The 17,942-nt window shown below is 43.7% G+C and carries 13 protein-coding genes; 9 read left to right on the top strand and 4 right to left on the bottom strand.

The window, feature by feature from the left end:
* Positions 1–256: 256 nt before the first annotated feature.
* From R8806_RS17080 to R8806_RS17070, 3 genes are all read right to left on the bottom strand, one after another.
* Positions 257–1,396, bottom strand: a complete 1,140-nt coding sequence (locus tag R8806_RS17080; RefSeq protein WP_124317697.1) for an AAA family ATPase — start codon at positions 1,394–1,396, stop codon at positions 257–259.
* Positions 1,397–1,674: 278 nt separating this feature from the next.
* Entirely contained in the window at positions 1,675–3,063 is a 1,389-nt protein-coding gene (locus R8806_RS17075) for an MFS transporter (protein ID WP_124316930.1), read from the bottom strand.
* A gap of 208 nt (positions 3,064–3,271) precedes the next feature.
* Positions 3,272–3,817 carry a cupin domain-containing protein gene (locus R8806_RS17070; protein ID WP_124316928.1) on the bottom strand — a complete coding sequence of 182 codons (546 nt, stop codon included), beginning with the start codon at positions 3,815–3,817 and terminating at the stop codon, positions 3,272–3,274.
* Between the two features lie 155 nt (positions 3,818–3,972).
* Between R8806_RS17070 and R8806_RS17065 the strand changes: the two genes are divergently transcribed.
* From R8806_RS17065 to R8806_RS17025, 9 genes are all read left to right on the top strand, one after another.
* Positions 3,973–4,485 carry a TlpA family protein disulfide reductase gene (locus R8806_RS17065; RefSeq protein WP_124316927.1) on the top strand — a complete coding sequence of 171 codons (513 nt, stop codon included), beginning with the start codon at positions 3,973–3,975 and terminating at the stop codon, positions 4,483–4,485.
* A 7-nt stretch (positions 4,486–4,492) separates the two neighbouring features.
* Positions 4,493–5,068 carry an RNA polymerase sigma factor gene (locus R8806_RS17060; RefSeq protein WP_118303970.1) on the top strand — a complete coding sequence of 192 codons (576 nt, stop codon included), beginning with the start codon at positions 4,493–4,495 and terminating at the stop codon, positions 5,066–5,068.
* A 119-nt stretch (positions 5,069–5,187) separates the two neighbouring features.
* The gene (locus R8806_RS17055; RefSeq protein ID WP_124316926.1) at positions 5,188–6,363 is read left to right on the top strand and encodes a FecR family protein; all 1,176 of its coding nucleotides are present in this window, start codon (positions 5,188–5,190) and stop codon (positions 6,361–6,363) included.
* Positions 6,364–6,432: 69 nt separating this feature from the next.
* Positions 6,433–9,981 carry a SusC/RagA family TonB-linked outer membrane protein gene (locus R8806_RS17050; protein ID WP_229783043.1) on the top strand — a complete coding sequence of 1,183 codons (3,549 nt, stop codon included), beginning with the start codon at positions 6,433–6,435 and terminating at the stop codon, positions 9,979–9,981.
* A gap of 5 nt (positions 9,982–9,986) precedes the next feature.
* Positions 9,987–11,552: a RagB/SusD family nutrient uptake outer membrane protein gene (locus R8806_RS17045; protein WP_164719653.1), complete on the top strand. Its 1,566-nt coding sequence runs from the start codon at positions 9,987–9,989 to the stop codon at positions 11,550–11,552.
* Positions 11,553–11,579: 27 nt separating this feature from the next.
* Positions 11,580–12,230 carry a hypothetical protein gene (locus R8806_RS17040; protein WP_124316924.1) on the top strand — a complete coding sequence of 217 codons (651 nt, stop codon included), beginning with the start codon at positions 11,580–11,582 and terminating at the stop codon, positions 12,228–12,230.
* Between the two features lie 12 nt (positions 12,231–12,242).
* Entirely contained in the window at positions 12,243–12,635 is a 393-nt protein-coding gene (locus R8806_RS17035) for a hypothetical protein (protein ID WP_124316923.1), read from the top strand.
* Positions 12,636–13,766: 1,131 nt separating this feature from the next.
* On the top strand, positions 13,767–14,192 hold the full coding sequence (locus R8806_RS17030) for a hypothetical protein (RefSeq protein WP_124318325.1): 426 nt from the start codon (positions 13,767–13,769) through the stop codon (positions 14,190–14,192).
* Entirely contained in the window at positions 14,189–15,025 is an 837-nt protein-coding gene (locus tag R8806_RS17025) for an IS3 family transposase (RefSeq protein WP_164720063.1), read from the top strand. The genes R8806_RS17030 and R8806_RS17025 overlap by 4 nt, the downstream gene beginning before the upstream one ends.
* Positions 15,026–15,385: 360 nt before the next feature.
* Here R8806_RS17025 and R8806_RS17020 read toward each other — a convergent pair whose 3' ends face one another.
* On the bottom strand, positions 15,386–17,737 hold the full coding sequence (locus R8806_RS17020) for a S9 family peptidase (protein WP_307720355.1): 2,352 nt from the start codon (positions 17,735–17,737) through the stop codon (positions 15,386–15,388).
* Between the last annotated feature and the right edge of the window lie 205 nt (positions 17,738–17,942).

The raw sequence follows: 17,942 nt of genomic DNA, 5'->3' as shown, positions 1-17,942 counted from the left end.
AAAAGGTGAATCCTTAAAACAAAAAATCAAAGAACTGATGGAGTAAACACCGCCAAAGGCCTGCATTGTAACCTTATTATCGCATTTCCCGTAAAATCAAATTCACCAAAAACCGAAAGCTATGATAAGAGCATTAATCTTAGCTATCGTTCTTTTCCTTATCGGAACAACGATAGCAATAAATAATTATATCAAAACTCAAGACCAAGTACCCTCGTCAAAGGAAGTGTTTCAACCAGATGAATTCCATGTCTCATCACAGATTACCATAGGGCAACGAACGCAACCACAATTCCATGAAACGATCGTACACGCAATACCCTCTCTCCGATCTAAAAACGTACTCTTTGTCCAACAAAAACTTCAATGCCGTATTAATACTACTGGTACCTTTCAACCTGTATTTCTTCACGAAAGCGGAACTATTGATGGCAGCGACGATACCCTCTCTCGCGATAGCACGCAACAACGTGGACTGATTCTCGGTCAACATCCCGTATAGTAACTGATACGAATCAATCTCCGATTGTATTATACTCGTCAGACAAGCCTCAACCACCCCTCTGTCAATCACTGATTTCGATTGTCCATAAAGACGATTCAAGATATATTGCACATACCACGTATGTCCCCCGAAACGTTCATAGATTTCATCAAATACGTCTTCATCCAGTTGCTTATTTCCTCGTTTCATCCAATCACGAGCAAAACGAGAATAAGCCTCCTTAGCAATAGTCTGCAAAGTCATCTTTTCCGTACTCCTGTAAAAAGGTCGTTTCACGGAGGAAAAAATTTCATTCATAAGATGTTGCTTGCTACCTGAAAAAATAAAATGTACATGAGGAAGAAATTGGATATAAGATCGTAGTAACCCCTCCACACCCTTTTCCTGGTAATCAACAATTTGCTGAAACTCGTCAATAGCGATATAACATTCTTTCCCGGACATACCCAAATAATCAAAAATCTCTTTCAGCGTAGCCTGAGCCTGTGTAGGTTGGAAATCTAATGTCACTTGGGGGACACCACTCAACGGATCAGAAGAAAATACCAAATGACAACTTTTAAAAAAACCGGTTAACGATGCCAATGTCCGCTGTGAGAAGGAGTCCAACTTTCCTATAACCGTTTGCCCTAAAAGAATGATAAAATCATTCAAGCAAGTGGTAGAATAAATATCCAAATAAAAACAGGCAACCTCCGGTTTCTGACGAGCAACCTCATAAAAGACATTTTTAATCAATCCAGTTTTCCCCATACGTCGAGGACTCATCAAGGTAACATTCCGACCATTCTGCAATGCGGAAATAAGTTTTTGGGTATCCTCCTGCCGGTCACAAAAATACTTGGGACTAACATAACCATACACGAGAAAAGGATTCGCTATATCACTCATAATAAATCATATAATTATTGCGTAATTTGTGCAGCACTTTTTATGCTACACAAATTACGCAATAACTTTTAAGAATAACAAGAGGTTTAATAATATTTACGCTTTCTTTAATATCTCCTCCAAAAACAATCAACATTTGCACGAATCCAAACATAAACCACCTGATATTTGTCACAAATCCAAACATGAAACGATAAAATTTGTCACAAATCCAAAGTAAGACAAGATAAAACGTCGATAGGAAAACTACCGACGCTTTACTATTTAATAAATGAATTTTATCGTGTTACTGCCGCTTTCTTCGCATCCAACCGACGTACCACTTTCCCGTAAATAATCAGGGCCACGGCTGATACCAAAGCAATTGCCGCAAAGTAATACCAGATGTAATGCGCATTTGCAGAGGCAGCCATCCAATCGGCCTCGCTACTAAATAATTCACGGGCAGGGCAATATTTACTCAGCAAGAACCCGGACAACCCGAACCCGAAAATGGATGACAAAAAGGAGTGTAGATGACTAAAACCCAAATACATTCCTTCTTCTCCCTTCGGTGCTTGTAAAGAGAAATATTCCAAGAAACGAGGAGAAATAAACACTTCTGCCAATCCTTGGAACACGATTCCCACGATCATCATGAAGGCCACCGGATGCAATCCAAGAATCTCACCACCACCCAACATATTCCCGGAAGCCATACACAAAGCCGAGATCGGCATGATGAACATACCACAAGTCATGGAGAACAAAGCTGACTTTTTACGCATCAGCGAAGTCACCAGATTCACCGTCAACACGACCACCAAAGGATTCACGTTAGCATACCACCCGATGGCACTTGCCTCTCCCGCCAAACGGGTCACGTATTTCGGCATCGTGGCATACAACTGATGTTGTACCATCCAGAACCCGGTAATAATCAAGATCAAAACAATCAACCGTCCGTTAGTACAAACTTTCACCAAAGCCGTCCATATCTGTCCGAAAGTCTTTCCCTCCCCGGCATGTTTATCACTCTTGTAAAATAAATAAATCGCGATCAACGCAAGGAAAGTCATTCCCGCAGAGAAATAATTTAACACGATCATCCCCTCATGCCCCATGGCATCACGTAACGGGGTGACAAGAACCTTTCCGGAGAAAGCCCCGATATTCACCATCCCGTAAAAAATAGCAAACCCTCTTGCCCGACTTTTCTCGTCCGTCTCTTTGGCCACCGTACCGGAAATCACACTCTTGATGAATGATCCTCCCACAATAATCAGAATCATGATCGGAATAATCCCGTAGCGATAACCGCTTTCCTGCAATCCCGTAAACTTTGTCACGTAACCGTACTCTACCAATCCCGTCGAAGCCAGAAAATTCGGGAATAATCCCAAACCCAAATAACCTAACGACAATAAGGTAAACGCCAATAACATCGACTTACGAAAACCGATCTTATCGGCAAGCGCACCCGAAAATGTCGGCAATAAATACAAACAAGCGGAAAAAACTCCCGCAATAGTAGCCGCCTGAATATCCGTGAATCCTAAGACGTTACTCAAATATAACGTGATCACGACGAACACCCCGTAATAAGCGGCACGCTCTAACAATTCTACCGTGTTGGCAACCCAAAACGCTTTACTAAACTTTACTTTCTCTTTCTTTTTTGTTGTCACACTCATACTATCAATTTATTACTAATATTTACACACGCCGACAAAAATAATATTTTACAATTGAAAATGAAGAAAAGTTTAAAGTAATGTAGAATTTAGAGTTTAGAATGAAAAAGATTCCGTGATTGCCGATTCGATGATTGGGTGATTAAAATCACTTAATCGAAAATCATTAAATCACTTAATCGATAGGATCCAAAATCTAAAATTAATATATCATTTGTTCGTCCAACTTCTCCCCTTTCAATGCGTCATCCGAATACACGTGTAAACTGTGAGCCGTATCGCTTAAACAGGTAATCCGGTGAATATGATTGTTGTATTTACCAGCCTTGCCGATAGCATATACCCCGTGAATATCGCTAATTGTCATCTCTTGAACCAGACAAATCCCCTCTTTAAAAGGTTCAAAAACCTCAACCAAGAACTCCCCATCGGCAAACGTGTAACCAGCAAACTGGGGATGAGCATGAATGGCCGTACGGTTTCCTTTCTTCCACGACATCACGATAGCCTCCCAACCGGATTTGTCCCTGCCAATATAATTCCGCGTATAGGTCTCATCCGAAAAGCAATCAAAAGAATCCAACGGGTGATTTTGAACAAAATCCAGCACATACGACTTGATCCGTTCACCCACGCTCTCGCAAATAGGCCCGGAATGTACGATATTCAACAAACCATCCATAAAACTTTCATATCCGGCAACCATACACGGAGCCAAGTCAAAATCTTCTTGCAATATCTTATTCATACTATTCTTCTTTTTTACCGCATACAAACATACACGATTTCCAAGCTTCTCGCTTGTGTATATATACTTACTTCACGGCAAAAAATACGTAATATTTTTATAATTCGATGTTATTCGCTAATTTCACGGTCTAATTGAAACAGAATTCGTAAAAGATGAAAACAATATTCGTCACGTTACTCGCATTTACATTACTTCTTCTTTCCTGTATTAAAGACGAAAAAGAGGATGTCATAAATTACATCGAAGAAAACGACAAATTACCGGAATTCACCGTGAAAAGCGCAACCGGAGAAGAACTTCATAGTGAAGATTTATCAGGAAACACAACCCTGTTGGTTTTCTTCGTTACCACCTGTGGCGATTGCAAGCGGGAACTCCCGAAGATTGACAGCGTGTGGAATGAACTGAAAGACCAACCCACCTTCCGACTCGTCACCATCTCCCGCGGGGAAACAGCCGAAGTCGTCAACGCATTCTGGAAAGAACAAAACTTCACTATGCCGTTCTACCTTGACCCGGACAAAAAAGTCTTTTCCCTTTTTGCCAATAGCACCATTCCCCGTGTCTATCTCGTCAACCGGGAAAACATCGTGACCTGGATGGCCGTTGAGCAAATGGATCTTTCCGCAAAACAACTAATCGGGAAAATAGAACAAATCATGTGAATAGGATATGAGTGTCAGTGATGCACAAATAATAGCTTTGCTACAAGCCGGTAAAAGACAAGGTATGAATGCACTGTTTGACAGGTATTACAAACCTTTAGTCGTGTTCGCCGATGACCTACTCCACGATCTACCGGAAGCTGAGGACACGGTACTGGAACAATTCGTGAAACTATGGGAAAAAGAACTTTATGAACATATCCATCCAAACGCTTTGTCAACATTCCTTTTCACGATCGTGAAAAATGCCTGCATGAACCAGATAACCAAAAAAGGACTACCCACGGAGCAATTAGATTTACCTCATTACGCCATAGCTCAAGAGGAATCCTATCTACTGGATGAAACCGTCATCGAAACCGTTTTAGCTGCCGTCCGGAAACTTCCTGAAAAGACACAACAAGTTGTCCAATCTGTTATGTGTCAAGGACACTCCTATCAAGAGACTGCGGATGAACTGGAAGTATCCATTAATACCGTGAAAACATTACTGAAAGCCGGGATGAGAGAATTACGTTCAGAATTAGAAGAATACAAGAAAATGTTCTTGCTTTTCATGTTATACCCCCAGGATTTTCAATAAAACAACGCTTACAACACACTGTTTACCAGAGATATTTAAAAATATATTTCTTTTTTTTCTTATTTCATTCACCCGTCAGGACCAAAAATCTGTTTAACTAATAAAAGATAAACAGAAACATGGAAATAGATGACAACATATTTCAAGCCATTCAAGCTTGTTGGACTGGAAAAGCCTCTCCGGAACAGATAGAACTCATCCGAGACTGGCTTGACACAAGTCAAGAAAATCGGGATCTATTTGAAAGATTAAGCAAGACCCATTATCAGCTCGCACACGTTCAAACATGGAAACGTATCGATTCCCTGCAAGGAAAAGAAAAATTGAATTCCCGTCTAAAAAAACAAAAGAAATCCTTCCATTGGAAATACCTTGTATCCGGTGTAGCAGCCGCTTGCTTAATTCTTTTTGCGGTAACGAGATTCATTCCTCACGAACCCTCCCCGGAAAAAACGATCCTCGACTTGGCTCAAGTGAAAAGTGGTAGTCCTAAAGCCACCTTAATCTTTGACAATGGGAAAAAGATTCAATTAAATGCTGATGATACCTTCGAAATAAAAATCAAAAACACCATCGTTAAAGATGGTGAAAACACCGGACTAAAATACGAGCTTAGTGACTCTCTTTCAACACGGGCAACAAATGAAACCGTCGAGTACAACACACTTGTTGTCTCCCGCGGTGGAGAATACATCCTTACTCTCTCGGATGGAACCAAGGTATGGCTAAACTCCGAAACCGAACTAAAATACCCCGTCCGGTTCACGGGTAACACGAGAGAGGTCAGCGTGAAAGGAGAAGCCTATTTTGAGGTAAAACGAGACACGCTCCGCTCCTTTGTCGTCCACACCCCGTACTCCAACACGAAAGTTCTCGGAACTTCGTTTAATGTCAGCGCTTACGAGGATGAAACGACCACAGCTATAACTCTCGTGAGTGGGAAAGTCGAGGTGTACAATCAACATGAAAAATGTATTCTAAAACCGGGATGGCAGGCCGTCACGGAGAACAAATCCGGGACGCTGAAAACACGGGAAGTAGATGTCACTGGCTATGTCTCTTGGAAAGACGGGATGTTCGAATTCAATGATATGCCGCTGGAACAACTTGTATCACAGTTAAGCCGCTGGTACGACGTGGACTTCTTCTTCGCAAACAGCGATATACGAGACTTCAAGTTCACGGGTGCTATCAAACGGAGTAACACGCTGTTATTCATGCTTGAATTTATTGAAAAAACATCTAATGTTTACTTTAAAGTGAATGGAAATGTAATCCAGATATACGAGAAATAAAAAAAAGACCGTCAGGTGTTCGCACCACCTTTCGGTCCCAGTTCAGTTAAAACTTAATATTACAAATGTATGAAAAAAAATCCATTAACAGGGTTCGCTTTCAAAAAAAGCGAACGTTGGAAAATCTTTTTGATTATGCGACTAACAATGATTCTACTTGTAGGCTTCATATTCGGAGCAAGTGCCAACTCCCTGGGACAATACCAGATGAAGGTGAACATGGGCGAAACAACCTATGAAGAACTATTCCGGGAAATCCGCAAACAGACGGGATGTATCGTGATGTATAACAACGATATGCTCGATAAAAATGCCAAAGTCAAGGCCGATTTCGACCAGATCGAATTAAAAGACCTGTTACATCGCGTGCTGACAAAGCGGGGATTGACTTTTGAAATAAACCGGGAGTTCATCATAGTCATGAAAGCCACTCCCAAAACAGACGACGTGAAGAAATACAGAATATCGGGTATCGTGAAAGACAAGAAAGGCGAACCCATGCCGGGGGTGACCATCAAACTGGACAGTATGCTACTGGGAACCGCCACCGATGTCAACGGTAAATTTGTCCTCGAACTTCCTGTATCATCCGGAAACCTCGTATGCTCGTTCGTCGGCTATAAAACCAAGAAAGTTCCATTCAAAGGAAATAAAGACCTCGTGGTTATTCTGGAAGAAGACATTTCAGAACTGGATGAAGTACACGTTGTTGCCTACGGACAAACGAACAAACGGGAAATGACGGGGGCCATCTCTGTCGTGAAAGCAGAGTCCATCAAGGGAATTCCTTCCCCAAGCATCGCCAACCTTTTACAAGGACGGGTAGCTGGTATGGACGTAACCAACATCACGGGAGCCCCCGGTGGCGGTGGAACCCAAGTCACCATTCGCGGGTACAACTCCCTCAGCGTGGAAAGTGGACGACGATTCTCTAATCCCCTATGGGTTGTTGACGGGGTTCCCATGGCCTCTTTCACCTCCCCGGTAACCGGAACAAACGGGTTGGCCGACTTGAACCCGGAAGTGATCGAATCCATCCAAATTTTGAAAGATGCTTCCGCCACGTCCCTTTACGGATCAAGAGCCGCTAACGGGGTAATCATCGTGACCACTAAAAAAGGCCGTAAAAACCAATCCGCTCAATTTGATGTCAACTTTTCATACACGTACAACGTGCTACCGGAATACCCCGTGCAAACCGGAGGGAAAGCAGAACGCAATTTCCGGCTGTTACAACGTTTCAATGCCCGTAAAGCTTATAAAGATCAAGATAAAAATATGTATATCTATCCCATCTCTTATGAAGAGGCTTACACCAAGGGCGGTTCATACGATGCCTACTGGGGAGATGGGACTGTTTCCGGGAACAAGAACGGGGATGAATTACAAGATAGCTTAAACCCTTTCTACAACAACTCTACCAACTTCTATAAATACTATTTCCAAGCCACCAAAACACTGAATGCCAACATACAAACATCCGGTGGTTCGGAACGAATGACTTATTCCGTGGGATTAGGTTACTACGATGAAGAAGGTATTCTGAAAGGAACCGGGTACTCCCGAATAAACTTGATGGGAAACTTCATCATGAACCCGATACCCATGTTAACCGTGGACTTCAGAAATTATCTAGCCTTCTCCGATCGTAGTCGGGGCGTGAAAAGTTCCGGATTCTCTGCCGGGAACGAGGTGGAAGTCATTCCGGGTGACCCGCTATCGCAATCCACCCTACTACCGGGCAACAACTCGGTCACCGAAGAGGTATTAAAAGGTCTACGGGGTGTAGAGGAAAAAAACAACACCTACCGCCTACGCAGCACCTTCGGTTTAAAACTGGACATTATGAAAGGTCTGAATATTTCCAACACGATTTCTCTCGACTATTCACAAAATAACCGAAATTACTTCTCTCCTTCTTGGCTGAATGACCCGAAAGAATCCTTAACCAACGGAGAGGTTAGCCGGGAATACACGATTCTAGACGAGGCCCTGATCAATTACCAGCAAATCTTCGGTGAACGTCACAAAATAGATGTCATGCTGGGATATTCCTACCAGTACGACCAATATAATTATATCGGGGGAACCGCCCAAAACGGTCCGAGTGACTACGTGCATTACGCCACGAAATACGGGTGGCCCTCTCTCGCAGATAGAGACTATTACACGCAAGCCCTGAAAGACTACCAATCTGACTTCACCGAGAAAAAGATGATGAGTTATTTCGGCCGTCTTAACTATGTCTTCGAGGAAAGATATATGCTAACCGCCACGTTAAGAAGAGACGGAAGTTCCGTATTCGGGAGGGATTTACGCTGGGCCACCTTCCCGTCGGCTGCCATAGCCTGGAACTTCTCGGAAGAAAACTTCATGCAATGGTTCGAGGCATTAAGTTTTGGTAAACTTCGTTTCAGTTACGGGGTCTCCGGAAACCAGTTCAACCAACCTTATTTGGCTTACGGCTTACTTTTAGGCGGCCAAGGTTCTTACGAGGGCAACCCCATCATTACCCCAGATTTACAGGAAGGATATTATAACCCCAAACTAGGTTGGGAAGAAACCAAGCAATATGACCTTGGTCTTGACATGAATTTTTTCAATTATCGTCTTTCCGTCACAGCCGACTATTACTACCGCCGCACGGACAAAATGTTAAGCAAAACCCCGATACCGGGAAATCATTCCGGCTACTCTGCCATGTGGAGAAATGCTGGAGCCCTTTCAAACGAAGGTATTGAATTTGACATTAAATATGACATCATGCGGACGGATGATTCTTTCTGGACCATATCTGTCAACTTTGCCAAAAACTGGAACAAATTACTGGAAACCTACAACGGGAAAGATATGAACATGAGTGACATGACCGGGAATAGTCGTAGCTACATTATCGGAAAGCCCGTCGGAAACATCATGGGATACAAGACAACGGGATACATCCAGTCCGAGGAAGATATTAAATACTACTATCGCCAAGACGGCACGTACCGGGCCATCGAGAAACAATACTTCTCAGATGTATTCTACAAACCCGGAGATTTACAGATCGTTGACGTGAACGGGGACGGCTACATCAACAGCACATCGGACGTCGTGTACATCGGTAGCAGTTTGCCCGTACTATACGGTGGTATCGTGAACGAGATCAAATGGAAAAACTTTGACCTGAATATGCTGTGGTCCTACTCCCTAGGAAGAGACATGATCAACCTGCTCCCGATCGTCTCAACCAGCAAGGAAACCTCCCTGTTCCCCATCTTTGAAGACATACAGAAAGTATCTTTCTGGGAGAAAGAAGGCGACAACAGCACCTATCCCAAAGCAGAACTCAACAATTTCAATGATAGCTGGTCTCCGGTGATAGATCGCTACGTGGAAAAAGTAAATTATCTAAAACTTAAAACCCTGACTATCGGTTATACACTCCCTAAAAATCTCCTGAAGAAAATATACATTAAAGACATTCGCGTGTTCTTCAGTGGAGAGAACTTGTTGAACATCACGAACTACTCGGGACTAGACCCAGAAACCGTGGATATAAACACCGGACTCGACGATGGTAAAAACTACCCGTTGGCACGTAAACTCACTTTAGGTATAACGATTAAACTATGATAGCCATGAAAGCGAACAAAATATTATTCATACTAAGCATATTATGGGGCTGTTTTGCCTGCACGGACGGATTGGAAGTAATTCCTGAAAACTCCGTTACTTTTGAGAACTATTTCAAAACGGAAAAAGACATTGAAACCTCCCTGAATGCCCTCCGGGACGAATTTAGAAGTACTTGTGCCTTTAACGCAAATAAGACCCCCATCGACCTCGGTTTTGTACACGACACGTTAAGCAGCACCTCCGCACAAAAGAGTTTCAACTGGGATGCCTCACAATTCACCCCGATTTACGTTGACTTTTTCTGGAACTCACACTACGCAATAATCTGCTACGCCAACATTTTATTGGAAAACATTGACAAGGCCGAGATTACCCAAGACAGAAAAGATTATTACATCGGACTGGCACATTTCTACCGTGGATTCACCTATTTCCGCATTGCCCAAAAATGGGGAGAGGCACCTTTACAGACTGACAGCCGAGATATTTCTAAAAAAGCGAAATCATCCGTTGCAGACATCCTACAATTCGCCCTAGATGAAACCAACCTAGCAATTAAACTTCTGCCCCTGCGCGATGGCTTGATTGATGCCAACGGATCACAGGTAACCGACAAAGCCACCCCGTCCAAGGAGATCGCCCAGGCTCTCAAGGCAGACCTTTGTGCGTGGAAGGCTGCCATCAATAACGAACCAGAATTATGGCAGGAGGCCATTAACGCCGCCAACTTCGTGATTGACTCCTGTCATTACACCCTAGCTACCGACCCCGAAGAAGTATGTACCAAAGTCCTACCCGGTGGAAGTGACGAAGGAATCTTTGAAATTAAATTCAATTACGTGGAGGCTACCCGTAATCCATGGACACCCATGGAAGAATTCGTCACGTTCCCGATTCGACCGGAAGACGGACGGGGAGACATCAAATACTGCTACGCCCGCATGTTCGAAACAACCGTGGATAAAATGTACCCGGGTCACTTTGAAGGGATGATCGCCGAGGGTGTGTACCAAGGAGACAAACGCCGATTGGCCTATTTCTATGACCTCGACACAATCCGTAAAAACGCCGAATGGCACGCTTTGGCCGAGGGATATGCCTACCCTTACAAATTCCGGAAAGTACAACTAGGAACAACTTCATGGAGCCAAGGTAAATTCGAATGTTTCGCCTGTGACCACATCATTTATCGCCTAGCAGACCTCATTCTCCTCCGGGCCGAGTGTTACGCTCGCATCAACAAGAATGATCTCGCCACAAAGGACCTGAACCGCATCCGAGAAAGAGCCTACGGGAACCGGAGTCATGATTACAATGCCGCCACGGAAGGAAGCGACCTAAGGTACATCATTTTCAAGGAACGGGAAAAAGAACTTTTATGGGAAGGGAAAAGATGGTATGACATCGTCCGTAATGGATACTGGAAAACAGAGTTGTCCAAATTCCATGCCACTCAAATGACTCAACAAGACGTGGATAACGGGGCCCTATACATGCCTGTCGGTTACCCGGCTTTCAACGAGAATTCACTTATGACCCAAAACAAATATTGGCAAGCACGCTATTAACATTCACCGGAATAAAAATTGAAGATTATGAAATACATTTTATTAAGCATATTCACCATTGGCATTCTAACTAGTTGTGATCCCAAAAGCAATTACATAGATACCGGTATTTCCAACGGGAAACATGACTGCTCCATGCTCGAATACTTCCATACCAGCTCCTACAACTGGGACTCCCTGCTGGTTATGATTCAACATGCAGAACTGGAAAGTCTTTTTGAAGGCCGAGAACCCGGCTACGAACAAATCACGTTCTGGGGCCCCACGAACCATTCGATTCGCCGCTATATGCTAGACAGGGAGATTACAAGAATAAGCGATATGAGTAAAACATTCTGTAAACAAATTATCCTCATGCACGTTGTGAAGAAACGGATCATGAAAGACGAAATGAATTTCCGAATTCCGGATGTTACCGGGAAAATTGTCGGTGCCACAGAAATGACCACGGCAGGCGGCGTTACTCTACTGGGTTACCGGGAGAAATCAGAATACGGGGGTGTTGCCGACGCAGGAGCCGTTACCCTGTACCTGTTCTCGAAGAATGCCGAAACCCAAATACCATTAGCCTCTCCGGACATTGAAACGCTGACCGGGGTCGTCCATTCTTTGAATTACAATTACACATTAGGAGACCTTGTCCCCAAAACAGAACTTGAAAAAATTGAAAAACTTTAAATCGACAAGAATATGAAATACATATCTATCATTATCTGCCTTGCCCTATTTTCCTGCCACGATGTAAAAGTAGGATATTTAGAAACAGAGGTCGCCCAATATAATCCGAACGTACTGGAGGTCACGAAATCCCAAGATGCGAATGAACCCCTACACGTGGTCTCTCCCCCCATCGAGGGTGTGGAAGGAACTCAACCCATCTACATCACAATCCGGCAGGTGACAACAACCGATGGCGACAAAGTAGCTTTTCTGAAAGAGGTTACGGTCCGAGGAAACGGTGCTTTTGACATTCCCGTTTACAACAATATCCCGGCAGGAACTTATCAAATCAGCTTACAGGTGGAAAACGAGGACCACTCAGCCATTCTCGAAGACATTTTTACCATCGTGGTGAAAGAATAAGGCACATTAAATAATCGTAGTACACAAAATCGGGGCATATCTTTTTGACAAGTATATCCCGATTTTCGATCGAAACCAATACCTTTGTACTAAAGATTGTATGAGGAATCACCAATTTTTTATAATGGCATGGGGTTACTTTTTTCATGTTGACAGATCGCTACTTCCATGAATCAAGTCAATCCCAAGTCATTATACTTATATCATGTTTCATCAAAAAGACTAAAATCTAGAATCTATACTCATTATCCCATTGCTAAACCCTCTCACAGAAATAATACAGTTTCCGGGAATAGTATTTAAAAGCAAAATATCATCAAAATCAGAATAATTCCTATATACGATAATCCCCAACAACAAATTGAAATAATAGCTTGTAATAAATCAAAAAAATCATACCTTTGTATTAAGGATTGAGCGGAGAGCCGCCATAAATCCGATTATGATGTTGAGGTTAAAATCCGACATGGTTTAGGAGTTGCGAACCAGGCTTATAGCCATTAAACCATGAAGATTGCAACACTCACGTTTGTTACACGTATATTCTTTTCAGAATTATACTTATAGCGGCGTGGGGTTGCTTTTTTCATGATGGCAGACGCAACTCCCATGAATTAAGTCAATCCCGAGCCGTTATGCCATACTCCGGATTGACTTGCTCGGTCCGGATTTTTTATTGACCGGGATATAGAAACAGGAATAGCCGGAACCTGCATTGATCCGGCTATTTCCCCTGTTGATTTTTACCCCAACATCAAATAAGACAATTTAGAATTTTCATCGTTGACTTGGTTCAGACCAACACGAAGTCCGGACTTACATTTCACAATTGCAACCAGTGAAAAGACTTCGTGCAGGAAGGGGGACGATCCATTTTCCCCCTTCCTATTTCTATTACAGTATCTTCTACAAGCATCCATCTCGACGCTCGTCCCTGATTGCTCCACGGGTAAACTAGGGATAAACTATAACAAGTGCCAAGTAATGACAAGGCAAGAACACGGCAAATACATGAGAGATTGTTCTTGCTATGTTCATGCTATGAAGATGCTGTGTTCTTGTCATAGCCTATCGATAGACAAAGGATAGTGTATTGTCCTGAAAAAAGTTTACAGTAAACTTAGTAAACCAATGTCAGAATTAAATTTTCCCCCTGTTCGTCGTCGTTATTACGCCGTGAAGACGAAATTATCAGCGGTACGAGATCGAATAATCAATGAAATGGGTTACGCGGAAGTTCTAGCCAAGTACGAGGTCAAACCCTCGACTTTTCACGTTTGGCTACACAAGTATAAATCTCGCGTTTTATCGGAAGAACAACACAAACGTTTATCTTCGCGTAATTACAAAATGTTATACCCGATGACCGATCAAGAACGCGCCGAGCTGGAGTCTTTACGTCAGGAAGTAGAGAAACAGAAAATACTAGTGGAAGCTTACGAGTTAATGCTAGAGTTAGCCAGGGAACGCCTGCATGTTGATGTAAAAAAAAACTACGAGGAGATGCTATTAGCGGGATTGTCGAGAGACAAAAAGAGCGGGGAGGTAAAGCCGTGACGGAACACCTTTGCAATTCCCTTGGCTACAGCAAGCAGGCTTATTACAAGAGCCTCCGTGCCGATCGTGGAGGCGAGGAACGCGAGCGTTACGTTCTTTCCATCGTCCAGGATATTCGCCGTGACATGCCTAACCTCGGGGTTAATAAATTGTGGAACATGCTGGGGTCTAACGGGCTTCCCGTCGGTCGGGATTGGCTTTATCGTTTACTTCACCTTCACGATTTAATGATAAAACAGAAGAAGTACCGGGTCATCACGACGGATTCCCGGGCGTGGCATCGCCAGTACCCGAACCTGGTGAAAGGGCTTCGAGTTACCCGCCCCAACCAGGTATGGGTCAGTGATATCACGTACCTGTCAACGAGTGCCGGTTTCGTGTATCTCTCGCTGGTAACCGACGCTTATTCCCGGCGGATCACGGGGTGGGAAGTTCACCCCACCCTGGACTCGTCCGGTCCCGTGAAGGCGTTGTGCCGGGCGTTGGCAACGCTACCTCCCAACTTTAGCGATAAGCTTGTTCATCACTCGGATCGGGGTGGGCAATACTGCTCCTCGCTGTACACCGGGATATTGAAAGAACACGGTATTCAAGTCAGCGTGACACAAGATGGCTCCCCTTACGATAACGGTATCGCCGAGAGAGTGAACGGGATTTTGAAACGGGAATGGTTAAACGATATGGTCTTGAGAGATATTGACCAGGCGAGAATGCAAGTGGAGAGAATCATCGGGATATACAACACCAGAAGACCACACATGGCTATCGGGTTGAAAGTTCCGGACCAGGCACACCGCGATAAAAAAGAGTTATTCGCCAGGGTCATGTATTGACGCCAAGTGTTATTGGCATCCCGGGAATTCCCGGGATGCCAATAAAAAAGTAAAACTATTACAGGAATTACAGTTTTTTGAAGTAAACTTGTAACAGAAAATAGAATTGAAAATGCTTTATACAATTTATTGAATGTCAAATCTAGTAAACCAATTTTAGGAAACTACATAGCCAACGGGATAATATAGCATGAAGTGACGGAGGGGTTCATTTCAATGTAATCAACTTATTTACAGAAACTCCCTTCCCCTTCGGGTACTCCCTCTATAAACAGAGGGAGAGCTGGGTAACTCTCCCTCTTCGGGAATTATTTCTAATCCTATAATCTGTGTAATAAAATCAAGGCGTTAGCATTTGCCTCACAACCGCATATAAGCATCAATCTCCCGGAACTGATCGGACGAATAATCCCCCAGCAAGTGTTTCGCAAAGTGGAACCACATCTTCCGTTGATAGAAAGCCTGTTGTATGCCCATAAAACCGTGAGCTTGTCCCGGTAAAATCACCAAGTCAAAATTCTTTCCCGCTTTCAACAACGCATCTGCCATACGCAAGGTGTTCGCCGGATGCACGTTATTATCCACGTCACCGGTCACCAGCATCAAATACCCTTTCAAATTCTTCGCCAGCTCGATATTCGTCGGGATTTTCGTCTCGAACTTGATCTTCTCCACGGAAATCGTGGTATCTTTCCCCGTGATGGAATCTTTCACGGTTTTCTTCTCGAAAGATTTAACCTCCCGAACCCCGTGATGCGTCTCTCCCCACCATTGGTTATAAATATTATTGTCATGATTTCCTGCCGACGAAACAGCCGCCGTGTAGAAATCGGGATAAGTACATAATGCCGCGGTAGACATGAAACCTCCACCGGAATGTCCGAAAATACCCACCTTGGACTTATCAATAAAAGAAAAACGATCAGCCAACTGTTCGATACCACACTTATCATCCGCCAACGGGTAATCCCTCAAATTATTATACCCGAACGTGTGATACCATTTATCCCGCATCGGGCTACCTCCCCGGTGACCGAAAGTTACCACCACGAAACCGACTTGTGCTAGACCAACATTATAAGCTGCCGTCACGGAAAACTCCAACGGAATCGCCTCAGTTTGCGGCCCGGGATAAACATACGAAATAATCGGGTAACGCCGGGTTGAATCGAAGTCAAAAGGCTTCCACATAAAACCGTACAAATCCGTATGCCCATCGGCAGCCTTCACAGTGAAAGGCTCCGGCATCTTCCATCCCGTCTCGTAAAGCCGGGTCAAATCGGGTGATGCCAATTCCAGAATCACTTTTCCCTTGTTATCCCGCAACACGCTCCGGGGTTCCAAGTCCGCACGGGAATAATTATCTACGAAATAACGTCCCGACTTCGAAAAATAAGCCTCATGAGTGGCCTGTTCGGGAGTCAGCACCTCCACTTGACCATTCCCGTCAATCCGGGCTTTATTCACCCGGGCATAGTAGGGACACGCTCCCTTCTCCTGCCCGTAAGCCCCGAAATAAATGGTACGTCCCACGGTATCAATCTTAACCATCTTCCCGGCCGTCCAATTTCCGGCCGTAATCGCGTTCTTCAGATTTCCCTCGCCATCGTAATGATAGAAATGCCCGTGACCTGTTCTCTCCGACCACCAGATAATATCTTCCCCCTCGTTCAACAAGGAAAGATGGAAGAAATCATTATTGAAATAAGGCTTACTAATCTCGTTAATCAACACCTTCACCTCCCCCGTTTTCAAATCCACCTTACAAAAATCGATCTCGTCACAGGTTCTCTTTTTGCGCAGGAAATAAAGACTGTTGACCTTTTTTCCCGGGGTAAACAATCTCAACGTCTGATCCGGCCATTTCTCAACCGGCACTTTGATCAATTTCTTATCGGTCGTGTCCACCAAGAATAATTCCTCGTGTTGCACCTCCTGATCCCCGGCCATCACGTACTCATACTCGTTCAACGTCGGACGGGAACTCAAATTATTAACCACATAAAGCGTTTTAATCTTTCTCCGGTCCGAGCGACGCACGTAAAAACGTTCAGAATTTTCGAACCAAGTCACCCGGGCAGACTCCCGTTTACTCGTGGTATCCGTATCATCGTATGCATAAGAATATTTCAATGTCCCATCCGTCGTGATCTGGGTTTCCACGGAATCTTTCACGGAAAGCATATACAGGTTATGACTTTTCGCGTAAACGATATAAGTACTATCCGGAGAATACGTCCCCACCAACCCGTTCGATTTCTTGGGAGTTGTATCCGGTTTCTTTCGGGCAGAATCTATTTTCACCAACCGATTGGTATAAATGTTATACTCGAAACGGAAAGTATCCACCTCGAACTTCAATGTCTTCTCATCTTCCTTAAAAGCCAATGCCCGCACGGGTAGTTCTTTGTAATTCACCGGTCCGTGGGTATACTTGCTGATCTCGGCAGTCATAAATTCCCGATCGAATAACTCCCGGTGAATCTTCGCCTTCGGGTCAACGAAATAATAACGGGTTCCATCGCCCGTTTTGTAACTATACCAAAACTTATCGCTTTCCTTCAAAAAACGAGGACTTACTTTCGTTGATCCTACCAGTTTTTCCGCGTTCCCACGCATAAAACGTTCGGCTTCTTTGTAATTAGCTTTCTGCGCGAACCCGGCCAGCACGAAAAAGCAGGGTACGAACCATAAAAAACATTTGATCATCATTTATTCCTTTAAATTTGTTCTATTGGTCTTTGTGAAAGCGAAATTAATTATATCCTTCCAAAGATTACCTTTCTATCGAAATCTTAATAAATATTTAACAGATTCAGATTATTTAAACTAATCATCTTCTACACAAACGTTTGAATATGCTACAAAACATAACCTCTGACGCCACGATTTCATTTTTTATAGCTATTTTTGCACG

Source organism: Butyricimonas faecihominis, from assembly GCF_033096445.1.
GTDB classification, from domain to species: Bacteria; Bacteroidota; Bacteroidia; order Bacteroidales; family Marinifilaceae; genus Butyricimonas; species Butyricimonas faecihominis.
The sequence above is the reverse complement of the archived record's forward strand: the minus strand, read 5'-3'. Positions and strand labels throughout refer to the sequence as shown.

Coding starts and splice junctions, on each gene's coding strand:
- R8806_RS17080 (WP_124317697.1), bottom strand. CDS start 1,396: ATGAGTGATATAGCGAATCCTTTTCTCGTGTATGGTTATGTTAGTCCC.
- R8806_RS17070 (WP_124316928.1), bottom strand. CDS start 3,817: ATGAATAAGATATTGCAAGAAGATTTTGACTTGGCTCCGTGTATGGTT.
- R8806_RS17060 (WP_118303970.1), top strand. CDS start 4,493: ATGAGTGTCAGTGATGCACAAATAATAGCTTTGCTACAAGCCGGTAAA.
- R8806_RS17045 (WP_164719653.1), top strand. CDS start 9,987: ATGAAAGCGAACAAAATATTATTCATACTAAGCATATTATGGGGCTGT.
- R8806_RS17055 (WP_124316926.1), top strand. CDS start 5,188: ATGGAAATAGATGACAACATATTTCAAGCCATTCAAGCTTGTTGGACT.
- R8806_RS17040 (WP_124316924.1), top strand. CDS start 11,580: ATGAAATACATTTTATTAAGCATATTCACCATTGGCATTCTAACTAGT.
- R8806_RS17020 (WP_307720355.1), bottom strand. CDS start 17,737: ATGATGATCAAATGTTTTTTATGGTTCGTACCCTGCTTTTTCGTGCTG.
- R8806_RS17050 (WP_229783043.1), top strand. CDS start 6,433: ATGAAAAAAAATCCATTAACAGGGTTCGCTTTCAAAAAAAGCGAACGT.
- R8806_RS17030 (WP_124318325.1), top strand. CDS start 13,767: ATGTCAGAATTAAATTTTCCCCCTGTTCGTCGTCGTTATTACGCCGTG.
- R8806_RS17035 (WP_124316923.1), top strand. CDS start 12,243: ATGAAATACATATCTATCATTATCTGCCTTGCCCTATTTTCCTGCCAC.
- R8806_RS17065 (WP_124316927.1), top strand. CDS start 3,973: ATGAAAACAATATTCGTCACGTTACTCGCATTTACATTACTTCTTCTT.